A 13,564-nucleotide genomic window follows, 5' to 3' on the forward strand; every position below is an offset into this window, starting at 1 on the left:
GTTCCGTATCTGTCGGAAAACTACCGCAAATGATCGTACGCCTTTACCAAGACTTCGTCTTTCCCGATAGCGCGAATGGCTAACCAATCCAGAACGATGGCGATAAAAGGCAGGCATACGCTCCAAGAGGGATGATAGGTCGCCTCGCCTTTCAACATACATATGAAGACGATCCACGTAATGTAGTAGAAAACAAGCAGAATAGCGTTGAAAATGCTCAAGCGTATCTGCAACATTCGCCTTTTGAACAGGAAAATAGCGATCAAAGCGATGAGGACGACCAGCAGGAGAATAGCGAACAGGGCCCACGGCGCATGACTGACCGCTCCGTCCGCAGAAACGATTGACAGATTAGTAAATTCGGTGAGGGAGTTATCCGCACCGATAAAGAATCCCACCGGGAGACACATACTGACGATAGCCAAAATGGAAACCGCCAACAAATAAATGGATTGTATTCGCTGTATCATATTTATCGACTACATAGTTTAAGAAGGCAAAAGAACAGACCGCTTCGACGAAACACCTTTCGGAAGTCTTCCCTATTGAAATTTATCCTTCTCCTTCGCTGGATTCCGGTAGTAAATCTTACCTTCCATATACTCTTGCGTAGCGATCAGGGCCGGTTTCGGCAACTTTTCGTAATAACGCGAAATCTCGATCTGTTCTCTATTTTCGAAAATCTCTTCCAAATTATCTGTATAGGAAGCGAATTCCTGCAATTTTTTCGACAGTTCGTTTTTCATTTCAACAGCAATTTGATTCGACCTTTTACCGATAATTGCCGCTGTTTCGTAAATATTACCGGTGTCGTGCCACATATCCGCCATGTTACGAACGACGGTATTGGTGGGGGCATTTGTCTTTTTATAATCCATAATACTTTGGTTTTGCTTTATTCTTCGTCATTTAAATTATCTACGTACTTGCTGGCATCGTGATAGATACCTTCGACTTCCTTTTTATATTTGCTTTCGGGAAATTCGTTTACAAAAGAATAATATTCGTCTATCACATCGCGCATTCGTTCGGGTTTCTTCTCCAGGATGCTCGCATTGGCCATATCGTGTTTGGCACGGAGCACCAAGACGGATAAGTCTTCGCGCAATTTCGTATAGGGATAATCCCGCAAAGCATTCTGCGCGGTGACAATGGCGGCCAAGTAATTGTTGCCGGTCGTCGTATAAGTAGCGTTGCCGGTATACATACCCAAATCATAATATAATTTAGCTGCCATATAATCTTTAATAACCAATTTATCCTGAAGTTCGAAAATCAATTGCTGTACTTCGGCATGGTACGAACTGGAAGGGAAATACTCGAGAAACAATTGTAATTCCTGAATGGCCTTATAAGTCCCCGACTGATCCAGACGAGGTTCGGGAGTATCCAAATACAACGCCTTGCCCGAATGATAACGAGCCTGTTCGGTGTACACGCCGTGCGGATAAGTGGTATAGTAGGTATTAAAATAATGAGAGGCCGTTTGGTAATCGGCTTGATTATAATACGTCATGCCCAACATATACAACGATTCTTCCGCCCTGTCGCTGCCTTTCATAACGGTAACCAAACTCTCTAACAGGGTGGCAGCCTTCGAATACTTGCCTTGCCCGAAGAAGCTCTTCGCAGCTTCATATTGATAGTCGGCATCCGTACTCTTCAATATTTTGTTATATTCTCCGCACGATGACAAGACGCTGCAAGCCATGATGAGAGCGAATAGGGTATACTTTCTCATGTGATACAAATAATGTGCAAATTTACCCCATTCGAACGAATAATACAAAATATGGACTGTTTTTTAATGCTAAAATATGAATTCGAATCTTTTTTTATCGCTAACGGATACTAATCATAGAAAATAGCTGTAACTTTATCCCTTGCTAAACGAATGCTTATGAATTTCGAACTCATATCCGACTATAAACCTACCGGCGACCAACCCGAAGCGATCGAACAACTGACAGCAGGTATACGCCATGACAGCCCTGCGCAGACTTTATTGGGCGTAACGGGATCGGGGAAAACCTTCACCATCGCCAACGTCATTCGGAATGTAAACAAACCGACGTTAGTGTTAAGCCACAACAAAACGCTCGCAGCTCAATTGTACGGAGAATTCAAGTGTTTTTTCCCCAACAACGCCGTAGAATACTACGTATCCTATTACGATTATTACCAACCGGAGGCCTATCTGCCCAATTCGGATACTTACATTGAGAAAGACTTGGCCATCAACGACGAAATCGACAAGCTGAGATTGGCCGCCACTTCCGCCCTTCTCTCCGGTAGGCAGGATGTGATCGTCGTTTCTTCCGTTTCCTGTATCTACGGTATGGGAAACCCTGCCGACTTCTATAATAACGTCATCGAAATCAAAAAAGGGAGGAAATTGGATCGAAACGTATTCCTCCGTCGATTGGTAGATAGCTTGTATGTGCGGAATGATCTGGATTTGAATCGAGGTAATTTTCGGGTAAAAGGCGATACGGTCGACGTCTATTTAGCGTACAGCGACAATCTGCTCAGAGTGGTTTTCTGGGATGATGAAATAGAAGAGATCGAAGAGGTGGAGCCTGTTTCGGGAATGAGATTGACTTCTTTTGAGGAATATAAAATTTATCCTGCCAATCTGTTTATGACCACCAAAGAAAGTCAGTTGCAGGCTGTCTATCACATCGAAGACGATTTAAAAAAAGAAGTCGCTGAGTTGGAAGAAACGGGTAAAGCGTTGGAAGCAAAACGGTTGCGGGAAAGGGTAACATACGATATGGAAATGGTTCGGGAATTAGGCCATTGCTCGGGTATAGAAAATTATTCGAGATACTTCGACGGCCGTGCTGCCGGCACCCGACCTTATTGCCTGCTGGATTTCTTTCCGGAAGATTTTTTAATAGTGATCGATGAAAGTCACGTCAGCATCCCTCAAATCCAAGCAATGTACGGCGGAGATCGGGCGAGGAAAGAAAATTTGGTGAAATATGGCTTCCGGATGAAATCTGCTTTCGACAATCGTCCGCTTAAATTCCCGGAGTTCCAGAAATTAGCCAAGCAGATTATATATGTCAGTGCAACCCCTGCTGATTATGAATTGCAACAGAGCGAGGGCGTCGTCGTCGAACAGGTGATTCGTCCTACCGGATTGCTTGATCCGGAAATAGAGGTTCGGCCGAGCATGAACCAAATCGACGACTTGATGGAGGAGATCCGACAACGGGTGGAAAGAGACGAACGCGTACTGGTCACTACATTGACCAAACGTATGGCGGAAGAATTGACGGAATTTTTACTCCATCACGAGGTTCGTTGCAACTATATCCACAGCGATGTGGATACGCTGGAAAGGGTAAAGATATTGAACGACTTGAAAGCCGGACTGTTCGACGTGTTGGTTGGAGTTAACCTGCTTCGCGAAGGGCTCGACTTGCCGGAAGTATCGTTGGTCGCTATTCTGGATGCCGACAAGGAAGGGTTTCTGAGATCGCATCGCTCGCTGACTCAAACTGCCGGCCGCGCAGCAAGGAATGTAAACGGAAAAGTGATTATGTATGCCGACAAAATCACAGATAGTATGCAACGGACCATTGACGAAACCAACCGTCGACGGGAAAAACAGTTGACTTATAACGAAGCGCACCACATTACCCCCACTCAAATAAAAAGTCGGCAGCACGCAACCCTCCTGTCGGCAACCGAAGCGCATGGCGAAAAGAAAAGAACAGCCGCAACTCCGAAAGCATACGTCGAAACGGATACGGTTACGACGGCAGCCGATCCCCTCGTGCAATATATGTCAAAACAACAGATGGAAAAAGCCGTCGACAATACGAAGAAACGGATGCAACAAGCGGCTAAAAATCTTGATTTTATGCAAGCCGCTGCTTATCGCGACGAATTAATAAAACTTCAAAACATCCTGAAAGAACGATGGAAAGAGTAAAATATTTCGCACTATCATCGTATCTCAATGAACGTTTCGCTACGTCTATCCTATCAAATCGTTTCCGCGAATACTTATTCATCCATGATATGTGCCGTTTCCACTTTCGCTAATCGGGAACGAAGCTTTTCGATCCGTGAGCGACGGATACGAAGTCTCATCAGGCAATTCATTTCGAAACGCTGTGAAACGATTTGAGGTTCTTCTTCTTTCACAATTCGCATGATATCATTCAGGAAAGGATATTCAAATGCAACCACCAAATCTTCATCAACCGTTTTCTCTACGATCTTCGCCTGAGCGATGCAAGCCGCTGCAGCAGCTTTATATGCCTGTATCAATCCTCCCGTTCCCAAGTTGACACCGCCGTAATAACGAACGACAATCACCAAAATATCGGTCAGTTCATTCGAATTGATCTGTCCTAAAATCGGTTTCCCCGCCGTACCGGACGGTTCTCCGCTATCGCTCGCCCGAAAATCTTTCCGCTCAGGTCCGATCATGAAAGCATAACAGACGTGTCGTGCATCGTAATACTCCTTTTGGTAAGACTTCAATCTTTCTTTTATTTCTTCCTGCGAACGTACGGGTATGGCAAAAGCGAGGAATTTACTCCGTTTTTCCGAATAAAAACCTGCTGTGGGCGACTCTATCGTTCTGTAAGTATCGTCAATCATGCTACAATAAGTGTTTAGCAATCCACGAACAGGCAGTTGCATCGCTCAATGCGTGATGGTGACCGGAAAGATCATATCCGAAATATGCGGCTACCGTTTGCAACTGATGATTTTCCAATTCTCTTATCTTTCGCGAAGCCTGATACGTACAATAAAAAGGATAGTTCGGATAGTCCATGCCGTACGTTTTGAATACAGCCTTTAAGCACCGTTCGTCGAAAGCTTTATTGTGAGCCACCAAAGGAAGTCCTTCGATCTTCGGTTTAATCCGTTCCCACACCGTTGGAAAGAGGGGAGCATGTTGTGTGTCGGCCTGTGTCAGTCCGTGAACTTTCATATTCCAATACAGAAAATAATCCGGCTCGGGATGGATAAGGCTATAGAATTCATCGACTTTCTCTCCTCCCCGATAGACCACCACTCCGATGCTGCAAACGCTCGATGGATAATTGTTGGCGGTTTCGAAATCAATCGCTGCGAAATCTTTCATATAATCAGGCTTGTTTCCAAACGCTCCACGCATATCGACAGATTCATTCAATCATTGTTCGACAAAGGTAAAAGAGAATCGGCTTATCTCCAACGAAACCTGGAAAAATCTGCCTTAATGCAAGGCCTGTCTGCGATGAAACAAAAGTTTTAAATGTGCCGAGATCGTCTTTTCACTGATAATAATCGACACGGCAGTAAGAATCAACACGATTCCGACGGAAATCCGGAACGTGAGGTGCTCATGAAAAACCAAGATGCCGAAGAAAATGGCTGTCAATGGCTCTAAAGCTCCTAAAATAGCCGTATTCGTCGACCCCACATGGTGTATGGCCTTCGTTAAGGCGACAAGCGAAACGATAGTCGGAAAAAGAGCTATTCCTGCGGCACACAACCAATAAAACGGTGTCGGAGGCACTTGCAAGCCTGTCGTAAAAAGAGTTCGGAGAGCAAAGACAAACGAACCGACCGACAACACATAGAAGTTCAGTTTATAGACAGGCATCGCCCTCAGTATCGAACGGTTTATACCGATCATATAGACGGCGTACGAGAGCGAAGATATCATCACCAACATCACGCCAAACATGCTGATAGGTTGACCGTTGCTTGTCTTCCCCAACAGCATGATACCCAAGATAGCGACCGACAGCGACGACCAACCGACCGGCGATACTCTTTCCTTAAAGAAAACCCTCATCAATACGGCGACCATAATGGGATAAACGAACAAAATCGTCGATGCTATCCCCGCGTCCATATAAGTATAGCTGGTAAAAAGCGCTAAAGAAGAGACGGAGAAGAGTAATCCCATGACGATTAAAGGAATCATTTCGTCATGTTTCAAAGAAAATGATTCGCCCTTACATTTCATCATGATTCCCAAGAGAATCATGGCTAACCCGTAACGGAAAAGCAAAACGCTATCCGCATTCAATCCTCCGCTGTAAAGCGGAAGTGCAAACAGGGGATTGAGTCCATAACTGGCAGCAGATACAGTTCCCCAAATAATCCCTTTTGCTTTATTACTCATCTTCGTCCTTTCTGAAAAAGTTGCGCAAAAGTAGTGCTTTCACAGCGATAAAGCAAAAGATAACAATTTTATTTATCTATTTTAAATGGTTATGTACAAAATAAAACGACTGTGCCGAAACGTTCATTTCGATACAGCCGCTTATCTAATTATTCTTTATATAAAACGAAAGAATCCGAATAAAAATCAATTCAGTTTATGAATAACCAAACCGGATCGAAGTTTCGGTTCGAACCAGGTCGTCTTGGGAGGCATGATTTTTCCGCTATCAGCGATATCCATAATCTGTTTCATCGAGACCGGATATAAAGCAAGAGCGACTTTCATCTCGCCACTGTCCACCCTACGTTTCAACTCGATCAGACCGCGAATACCTCCGACGAAATCAATTCGCTTATCCGAACGAAGATCCTTTATGCCGAGAATTTCGTCCAAGATATATTTCGAAGAGATCGTTACATCCAATACTCCGATGGGGTCGTCATCGTCATAGGTACCCTTTTTAGCCGTCAGACGGTACCACTTCCCTTCCAGATACAGTGCGAAATCGTGCAATTTATCCGGTTTGTAGATTTCCGTTCCTTTCATCTCTACGTCAAAGTGTTTGCTTACAGCCTCGAGAAACTCTTCGGGAGTCAACCCGTTCAGATCCTTCACCACTCGATTATAGTCGATGACGGTTAACTGATTGGCGGGGAAACAGACAGCCATAAAATAATTATATTCCTCATCACCTTTATGACTCGGATGCTGCTTGGCTTTCTCTGCGCCGATCAATGCTGCGGCTGCAGAACGGTGGTGTCCGTCGGCGATATACATCGAAGGAATTTGGGCGAATGCTTCCGTAATGGTACGGATATCTTTCTCGTTATCGATAATCCAAAAGCGATGGCGAAATCCGTCATCTTTCGCAGTGAAGTCGTAAACGGGTTCATCTACCGTATTCTTAGCCACCATAGCATCCAGTACCGCGTTATCCGGATAAGCGAAGAATACCGGTTCGATATTCGCATTGTTGATGCGAACATGTTTCATTCGATCCTCTTCCTTATCGCGGCGAGTCAACTCATGCTTTTTGATAACCCCATTGAGGTAGTCGGGCACATAAGCACCGACGACGAGGCCGTATTGCGTTTTACCATTCATGGTCTGCGCATAGACATAATAGCATTCTTTTTTATCTTGCACCAACCAACCTTCCTTCTGAAATTTTTTAAAGTTCTCCGCAGCCTTTTCATAAACTCTGGGATCGTCTTCCGCCGTCCCTTGAGGAAAATCGATTTCGGGCTTTATGATATGATAAAGAGATTTCTCATTCCCTTCGCATTCTTTTCGCGCTTCATCCGATTCAAGTACATCGTAAGGTCTTGAAACGACCTGCTCCACCAAGTTTTGAGGTGGACGCAGCCCTTTGAAAGGTTTTACTATTGCCATATCATCTAAGGTAATATCACATTTGCCATTTTCAGATAAGAAAAATGGCAAATGAAACGGATTATTTATTCACTCTAAACTTCTCATTGCCTTCTTTGAGAAAGCCGACAATCTGGTGTGCGGCGGCCAATCCGGCATTGATATTCGCTTCTGCGGTTTGAGCTCCCATTTTCTTCGGCGTGGAGAAATAACGACCGGCAAATTTCTCTTTAAACGCAGCGTCGGCCGCAGGCATAATATCGGTCACATATTTCAAATCTTCACGTTCGGTCATCAGTTGGATCAGTCCCGGTTCGTCAATCACTTCTTTTCGAGCGGTATTCAACAGGATACCGCCTTTCGGCAATTTGTTAACCAACGCATAGTTGATCGATTCTTTCGTCTCCGGCGTAGCAGGGATATGCAGGGAAACGATATCGCACGTTTCGAACAACGCTTCGGTAGAATCGAGGGCATGGACGTTCGCTTCTTCGATAGCTTCTTTAGGACAATAAGCATCGTAAGCATAGATGTCCATTCCAAACCCTTCGGCGATACGGGCGACGTTACGCCCGACATTTCCGAATGCGAGAATGCCTAATTTCTTCCCCATCAGCTCCGTGCCCGATTTGCCGTTATAGAAGTTGCGGGCGGCCATCACCATCAATCCGAATACCAATTCGGCCACCGCATTCGCGTTCTGTCCCGGCGTGTTCATGACGCAAACGCGATGAGCAGTAGCAGCTTCCAAGTCGACATTATCGTACCCCGCACCGGCGCGCACTACAATTTTCAAATTCTTAGCGGCATCGAATACTTCTTTGTCGATGACATCGCTCCGGATGATTACGGCGTTTACATCTTCGACTGCCTTCAATAATTGGGCTTTCGTTTCATATTTTTCCAACAAAACCAATTCGTAGCCGGCCTGATCAATGACTTTGCGAATACCGTCGACGGCTACTTTGGCAAACGGTTTCTGAGTTGCAATCAATATTTTCATAGTAATTAGCTTTAATGTTTCCTTTCGAATTCCTGCATGCAATCGATCAGCGCCTGAACGCTTTCTTTCGGCAATGCATTATAGCAAGATGCACGGAAGCCTCCTACCGATCGATGTCCCTTTACCCCCACCATGCCGTGTTCTGCAGCGAATGCAGCGAACTCGGGTTCCAGATCCTTATATTCATCTTTCATGATGAAGCAAATATTCATATACGAACGATCTTCTTCGCAGGTGACTGTTCCGCGGAACAACCTGTTCCGGTCGATTTCGCCGTAAAGCATTTCCGCACGTTCCTTCGCGCGACGTTGCATCTCCTTTACGCCTCCTTGGGCCTTCAACCAGCGCAAAGTCATCAATGCCCCGTAAATAGGCACTACGGGAGGAGTATTGAACATGGATCCTTTTTCCACATGCGTACGATAATCCAGCATGGTAGGAATGTAATGAGATACTTTGCCCAACGCATCGTTCTTCACGATCACGAAGGTAACGCCTGCCGGAGCTAAATTCTTCTGCGCGCCGCCGTAGATGCAAATGTACTTGGACACGTCTACCGGGCGAGAGAAAATATCGGACGACATATCCGCCACCATCGGCACGTTCACCTCCAAATCGTGATGGATTTCCGTGCCGTAAATCGTATTGTTAGTGGTATAATGGAAATAATCCGCATCCGCAGGGACAGTGTAGCCTTTAGGGATGTACACATAATTGTCCGCTTTGGAAGAAGCGACCTCCACCACCTCACCGAAAGCCAAGCCTTTGGCTTCTTTTTCCGCCTTGTTGGCCCACGTGCCGGTGTTCAAATAAGCAGCTTTCTTCTCCATGAAGTTATACGGCACCATACAGAACTCGAGGCTCGCCCCTCCGCCCAGGAATAATACGGAATATCCTTCGGGGATGTCCAGTATTTCTTTAAACAATGCTTCCGCTTCGTCCATAACGGCCTGAAAATCTTTATGGCGATGGCTGATCTCCATGATAGACAGCCCCGAATGATTGAAATCCAGAATGGCTTTCGCCGTATTCTCAACAGTTTCGTGCGGAAGAATAGATGGTCCTGCATTAAAATTATGCTTCTTCATTTTTACTTTGTTTTTTAGTTAAACAATAGGTTCAATACTTACTTCGGCGAATATAGACATTTAATTTCCGAACGGCAAGAAAAAAAGCAATTTTTTTAGCATAATTTGAAGACGTATTTGACAAAATGAAATTATTTTGCCGCCTCGATAAGGGCTTTAACGCCTTTTATCTTTTCGTTTTGGATCAAATTCAATGTCTGTATTAACTTTTTGCGAAGGATAGCGACGAAACAATAATGATCCTTTACGTCGATCGTTCCGATGTCGTCTCGTTTCAGATTTCCTTTTTTGCAAAGGAAGCCGACGACGTCGACCTTATTGATTTTATCCTTTTTCCCTTTGCCGATATAGAGCGTAGCGTAAACGGGTTGTACGGGTTCGGGGAGCGCCTCGGGCAGTTCGAACAGTTCCGGCTCTTCGCGAATGTAGATGGGAACGGATTCCTCCGGGCCTACGATCAGGTATGCTTCGCCTTCGGCATCCCAACGCGCCGTTCGGCCGTTGCGATGAATGTATCCGTCTTCGTCTGCAGGCAGATGATAATGCACGATGTGCCGGATCTCCCGGATATCCAAGCCTCGGGCGGCCAAATCCGTAGCGATCAATACGGGGCAGCTTCCGTTGCGAAATTTATACAAGGCTCTTTCTCGATCGTCCTGTTCCATACCGCCATGAAAGATTCCGCAGGGGAACTTCTTCGAGCGGAGATAGTCCCCTACGCGCTCTACGCTTTCTCGATAATTGCAGAAGACGAGGGTGGATCGATTGCCTAAGCAGCAAAGCAATTTATATAAGGTTTCCAGTTTGTCTTTTGCGGGCGACGATACTTTATACAATAGGATACGATCAGGAATCCGTTCGGCGGGATTGAGGAAATTGAGCTGGATGGTTTTTCCCATCCCTGTAAACAGGGGGATTTCTTTCGCATTTGTCGCCGAAAGCAGGAATCGCCGTTGCAGACGGGGCAACCGACCGATGACTTCCGACATCTCTTCCTGAAAACCTAATTCCAGGCACTTGTCGAATTCGTCGATGACCAAAGTCGTTACGGTCTCCGCATCGAAATTGCGCTTCGACAGGTGATCGTTCATTCTCCCCGGTGTGGCGAAGAGGATCGAGGGTTTCACGCTCGTTATCGTCCGGTGCTCGTCCATAGTCGGGCGACCACCGTGGCAGCAGACCGAAGCAAAAGGCGTATGCATAGCCTTAAACACCCGATCGGTCTGTAAGGCCAACTCCCGCGAAGGAAGCAATACGACGGCCTGCACGCCTTCCGCACCCTCCTGCAACGTATGTAACAGCGGCAGGAGGTAAGCCAACGTCTTGCCCGAACCGGTGGGCGAAAGCAATATCAGATCCTTCCCCTTGCTCCAGGCATCCATCGAAGCCAATTGCATGGCGTTCAATTCTTTTACGTTCAAACGATCCAATATGTTTCGTATATCCGTCATGGAATAAAATTTTGCGCAAAGATACGATATAATTTCGAATCCGTTGAAAAAACAAGGTATACGGCGGAAATATTATTGCCGCCGAGCCGCTCGGCGGGAGTTAAAATCCGTTTTAGGCGCTGTCGAGCCGCTCGGCGGGAGTTAAAATCCGTTTTAGGCGCTGTCGAGCCGCTCGGCGAGAGCTAAAATTCGTTTTAGGTGTTATCGAGCCGCTCAGCGAGAGCTAAAATCCGTTTTAGGTGCTATCGAGCCGCTCGGCGAGAGATAAAATTCGTTTTAGGCACCGTCGAGCCGCTCAGCGAGAGCTAAAATCCGTTTTAGGTGCTGTCGAGCCGCTCAGCGGAAGCTAAAATCCGTTTTAGGCACCGTCGAGCCGCTCGGCGAGAGCTAAAATTCGTTTTAGGTGTTATCGAGCCGATCGACGGGAGTTAAAATCCGATCTCGGTTATTTTTCGGCATAAAAAAACTCCTCCCTCACGCGACGGTAAGGAAGGAGCCTGTCGAAACGGATCGATTACAAGCTGAACTTATAACCGACGGTAAACTGGAATACGCTGTTCTTGGGATCAGCGCCGTCGAAGACCTTGGTCAGTCCCCAGTTATAGCGCGCATCGATGACGATGTTATTGAATTCATACGAAGCGCCTACGGGGATGGACAAATCGAGGGTCTTGGCATCTATCGGATTATCGGCCGTAGCCGTTATGCCGCCGACTTTCGCCTTGACGGAATTGTTGACGTTGAAGCCCGGTTGAAAACCTATTTTCAATGCAAAATCTTTTGCCACATACATATTAACCAAAATAGGGACGTTGATATAATCCAGTTTCAACGTACCCTTGACACCGTCTTCCGACGCCCGGATGCCTTGCATGGAATAGAGAGCGCCTGCCGAGAAACTGATCTTCTCGGCCAGCTGATATTCGAATTCGGCGCCGAGCACGGCACCGATACGCACGTCGGTATCGTCCGCACTGGTCATAGAAGCGATGTTCATACCCAACTTCGGTTGGATGGTCACTGAACCTACGACGTGTTGGGCGAACGTCGATACGGAAGCCAACATCATTACCGCTACTAATAAAACTTTTTTCATCTTTGTTTGTTTTTAAATTACACATAGGGTGAAGCTTTACTCCTCGCCCGCTTATTATTCGTTATACGAGTACTCGCGATGCCGATCAACCGAAATCGTCGAACATGATCGATTCGGGTTCGACCCCCAAGCCGTACAACATTTCCTGCACAGCCTTCGACATCGGGCCGGGGCCGCACATATAGTATTCGATATCCTCCGGCGCTTCGTGATCTTTCAGATACGTATTGTACATCACCTGATGCACGAATCCCGCCGTGTAGGGGACACCTGCTTCATCGGCCTTCGGATCCGGGCGGTCGAGCGCCAGATGGAAGTGGAAGTTGGCATATTCTTTTTCCAAAGCATGGAAATCGTCCAAGAAGAATGCTTCGCTCAAGGAACGGGCACCGTAGAAGTAATGCATCTGCCGGTCGCGCGTATGCAAGGTCTTCAGCATGTGCATGATCTGCGAACGCAAAGGAGCCATGCCGGCACCGCCGCCTACCCAGATCATCTCTTTCTTGGAATCGAAAACGGGATGGAAGTCGCCGTAAGGGCCGCTCATCATCACCTTGTCGCCGGGTTTGCAGGAGAAGATGTACGAGGAAGCGATACCGGTAGGTACCTCCTGGAAGCCGACTTGTGGGCGCGGTTTGAAAGGCGTCGTGGCAATGCGGACAGTCAGCATAATCACGTCGCCTTCCGCCGGATAATTGGCCATCGAGTAAGCGCGGATGGTATCTTCCGGGTTATGGGCTTTCAAAGAGAAGATATTGTATTTTTCCCATGTCGGCAGGTATTCGGAACCGATGTCGTGCTTATCGAAATCTTTATCGTAATCGATGCAAGCATATTTCGGAATGCGGATCTGCGCATACGAGCCGGGAACGAAATCCATGTGCTCGCCCGGCGGTAAGGCCACCTTGAATTCTTTGATAAAGCTCGATACGTTTTTATTGGAGAGGACGGTACACTCCCATTCTTTCACGCCCAACACCGATTCGGGCACTTTGATATCCAAATTGTTCTTCACTTTTATCTGACAGCCGAGACGCCAATGGTCTTGCTGCTGTTTGCGAGTAAAGTGAGAGATTTCGGAAGGCAGGATCGATCCGCCGCCTGCCATCACCTGGACCTTGCACTGTCCGCACGAGCCCTTCCCGCCGCAGGCCGATGGCAGATGCACCCCGTTGGTCACCAACGTATTCAACAAGGAGTTGCCCGATTCTACATCCAATATTTTATCTCCGCCGTTAATCGAAATCTTCACGTTGCCTGAAGGCACCAAATAATACTTGGCGACCAACAGCATCGTTACCAGCAAAAGTATCACGATAAGAAATACCGCAATGCTCGCTATGATCAAACCTGTATTCATTGTCTATAGTC

At 46.6% G+C, this 13,564-nt stretch carries 13 protein-coding genes; 1 reads left to right on the top strand and 12 read right to left on the bottom strand.

Annotation, left to right across the window (positions count from 1 at the left end):
• Window positions 1-20: 20 nt before the first annotated feature.
• From BN102_RS08515 to BN102_RS08525, 3 genes are all read right to left on the bottom strand, one after another.
• On the bottom strand, window positions 21-470 hold the full coding sequence (locus BN102_RS08515; RefSeq protein WP_019208707.1) for a DUF4293 domain-containing protein: 450 nt from the start codon (window positions 468-470) through the stop codon (window positions 21-23).
• A 72-nt stretch (window positions 471-542) separates the two neighbouring features.
• Window positions 543-878: a DNA-directed RNA polymerase subunit omega gene (locus tag BN102_RS08520; protein WP_019208708.1), complete on the bottom strand. Its 336-nt coding sequence runs from the start codon at window positions 876-878 to the stop codon at window positions 543-545.
• Between the two features lie 17 nt (window positions 879-895).
• Window positions 896-1,741: an outer membrane protein assembly factor BamD gene (locus BN102_RS08525; protein WP_019208709.1), complete on the bottom strand. Its 846-nt coding sequence runs from the start codon at window positions 1,739-1,741 to the stop codon at window positions 896-898.
• 159 nt (window positions 1,742-1,900) lie between these two features.
• Between BN102_RS08525 and uvrB the strand changes: the two genes are divergently transcribed.
• A complete protein-coding gene (uvrB, locus tag BN102_RS08530; protein ID WP_019208710.1) occupies window positions 1,901-3,943 on the top strand; it encodes an excinuclease ABC subunit UvrB in 2,043 nt (680 codons plus the stop codon).
• A 74-nt stretch (window positions 3,944-4,017) separates the two neighbouring features.
• Here the strand turns inward: uvrB and BN102_RS08535 are convergent, their stop codons facing one another.
• From BN102_RS08535 to nqrF, 9 genes are all read right to left on the bottom strand, one after another.
• Window positions 4,018-4,620 (bottom strand): IMPACT family protein, encoded by a 603-nt coding sequence (locus tag BN102_RS08535; protein ID WP_019208711.1) that lies wholly within the window; start codon window positions 4,618-4,620, stop codon window positions 4,018-4,020.
• A gap of 1 nt (window position 4,621) precedes the next feature.
• Window positions 4,622-5,110: a 3'-5' exonuclease gene (locus BN102_RS08540; RefSeq protein WP_021311363.1), complete on the bottom strand. Its 489-nt coding sequence runs from the start codon at window positions 5,108-5,110 to the stop codon at window positions 4,622-4,624.
• Between the two features lie 114 nt (window positions 5,111-5,224).
• Window positions 5,225-6,142 (bottom strand): DMT family transporter, encoded by a 918-nt coding sequence (locus tag BN102_RS08545; protein ID WP_019208713.1) that lies wholly within the window; start codon window positions 6,140-6,142, stop codon window positions 5,225-5,227.
• Window positions 6,143-6,328: 186 nt separating this feature from the next.
• On the bottom strand, window positions 6,329-7,576 hold the full coding sequence (locus BN102_RS08550; RefSeq protein WP_019208714.1) for a DUF1015 domain-containing protein: 1,248 nt from the start codon (window positions 7,574-7,576) through the stop codon (window positions 6,329-6,331).
• A 61-nt stretch (window positions 7,577-7,637) separates the two neighbouring features.
• Window positions 7,638-8,558 (bottom strand): 3-phosphoglycerate dehydrogenase, encoded by a 921-nt coding sequence (locus BN102_RS08555; protein ID WP_019208715.1) that lies wholly within the window; start codon window positions 8,556-8,558, stop codon window positions 7,638-7,640.
• A gap of 11 nt (window positions 8,559-8,569) precedes the next feature.
• The gene (serC, locus tag BN102_RS08560) at window positions 8,570-9,646 is read right to left on the bottom strand and encodes a 3-phosphoserine/phosphohydroxythreonine transaminase (RefSeq protein WP_019208716.1); all 1,077 of its coding nucleotides are present in this window, start codon (window positions 9,644-9,646) and stop codon (window positions 8,570-8,572) included.
• Between the two features lie 131 nt (window positions 9,647-9,777).
• Window positions 9,778-11,097: a DEAD/DEAH box helicase gene (locus BN102_RS08565; RefSeq protein WP_019208717.1), complete on the bottom strand. Its 1,320-nt coding sequence runs from the start codon at window positions 11,095-11,097 to the stop codon at window positions 9,778-9,780.
• A 514-nt stretch (window positions 11,098-11,611) separates the two neighbouring features.
• On the bottom strand, window positions 11,612-12,193 hold the full coding sequence (locus BN102_RS08570; RefSeq protein ID WP_019208718.1) for a porin family protein: 582 nt from the start codon (window positions 12,191-12,193) through the stop codon (window positions 11,612-11,614).
• 85 nt (window positions 12,194-12,278) lie between these two features.
• A complete protein-coding gene (gene nqrF, locus BN102_RS08575) occupies window positions 12,279-13,553 on the bottom strand; it encodes an NADH:ubiquinone reductase (Na(+)-transporting) subunit F (RefSeq protein WP_019208719.1) in 1,275 nt (424 codons plus the stop codon).
• Window positions 13,554-13,564: the final 11 nt, after the last annotated feature.

It is taken from the genome of Phocaeicola abscessus CCUG 55929, assembly GCF_000312445.1.
Taxonomy (GTDB): domain Bacteria; phylum Bacteroidota; class Bacteroidia; order Bacteroidales; family Bacteroidaceae; genus Phocaeicola; species Phocaeicola abscessus.

What these genes read in the sequence shown, in the direction of transcription:
- BN102_RS08525 (WP_019208709.1), bottom strand. Translation starts at nt 1,741, where the DNA reads ATGAGAAAGTATACCCTATTCGCTCTCATCATGGCTTGCAGCGTCTTG.
- BN102_RS08555 (WP_019208715.1), bottom strand. Translation starts at nt 8,558, where the DNA reads ATGAAAATATTGATTGCAACTCAGAAACCGTTTGCCAAAGTAGCCGTC.
- BN102_RS08570 (WP_019208718.1), bottom strand. Translation starts at nt 12,193, where the DNA reads ATGAAAAAAGTTTTATTAGTAGCGGTAATGATGTTGGCTTCCGTATCG.
- BN102_RS08540 (WP_021311363.1), bottom strand. Translation starts at nt 5,110, where the DNA reads ATGAAAGATTTCGCAGCGATTGATTTCGAAACCGCCAACAATTATCCA.
- uvrB (WP_019208710.1), top strand. Translation starts at nt 1,901, where the DNA reads ATGAATTTCGAACTCATATCCGACTATAAACCTACCGGCGACCAACCC.
- BN102_RS08535 (WP_019208711.1), bottom strand. Translation starts at nt 4,620, where the DNA reads ATGATTGACGATACTTACAGAACGATAGAGTCGCCCACAGCAGGTTTT.
- BN102_RS08550 (WP_019208714.1), bottom strand. Translation starts at nt 7,576, where the DNA reads ATGGCAATAGTAAAACCTTTCAAAGGGCTGCGTCCACCTCAAAACTTG.
- BN102_RS08565 (WP_019208717.1), bottom strand. Translation starts at nt 11,097, where the DNA reads ATGACGGATATACGAAACATATTGGATCGTTTGAACGTAAAAGAATTG.
- serC (WP_019208716.1), bottom strand. Translation starts at nt 9,646, where the DNA reads ATGAAGAAGCATAATTTTAATGCAGGACCATCTATTCTTCCGCACGAA.
- BN102_RS08520 (WP_019208708.1), bottom strand. Translation starts at nt 878, where the DNA reads ATGGATTATAAAAAGACAAATGCCCCCACCAATACCGTCGTTCGTAAC.
- nqrF (WP_019208719.1), bottom strand. Translation starts at nt 13,553, where the DNA reads ATGAATACAGGTTTGATCATAGCGAGCATTGCGGTATTTCTTATCGTG.
- BN102_RS08545 (WP_019208713.1), bottom strand. Translation starts at nt 6,142, where the DNA reads ATGAGTAATAAAGCAAAAGGGATTATTTGGGGAACTGTATCTGCTGCC.
- BN102_RS08515 (WP_019208707.1), bottom strand. Translation starts at nt 470, where the DNA reads ATGATACAGCGAATACAATCCATTTATTTGTTGGCGGTTTCCATTTTG.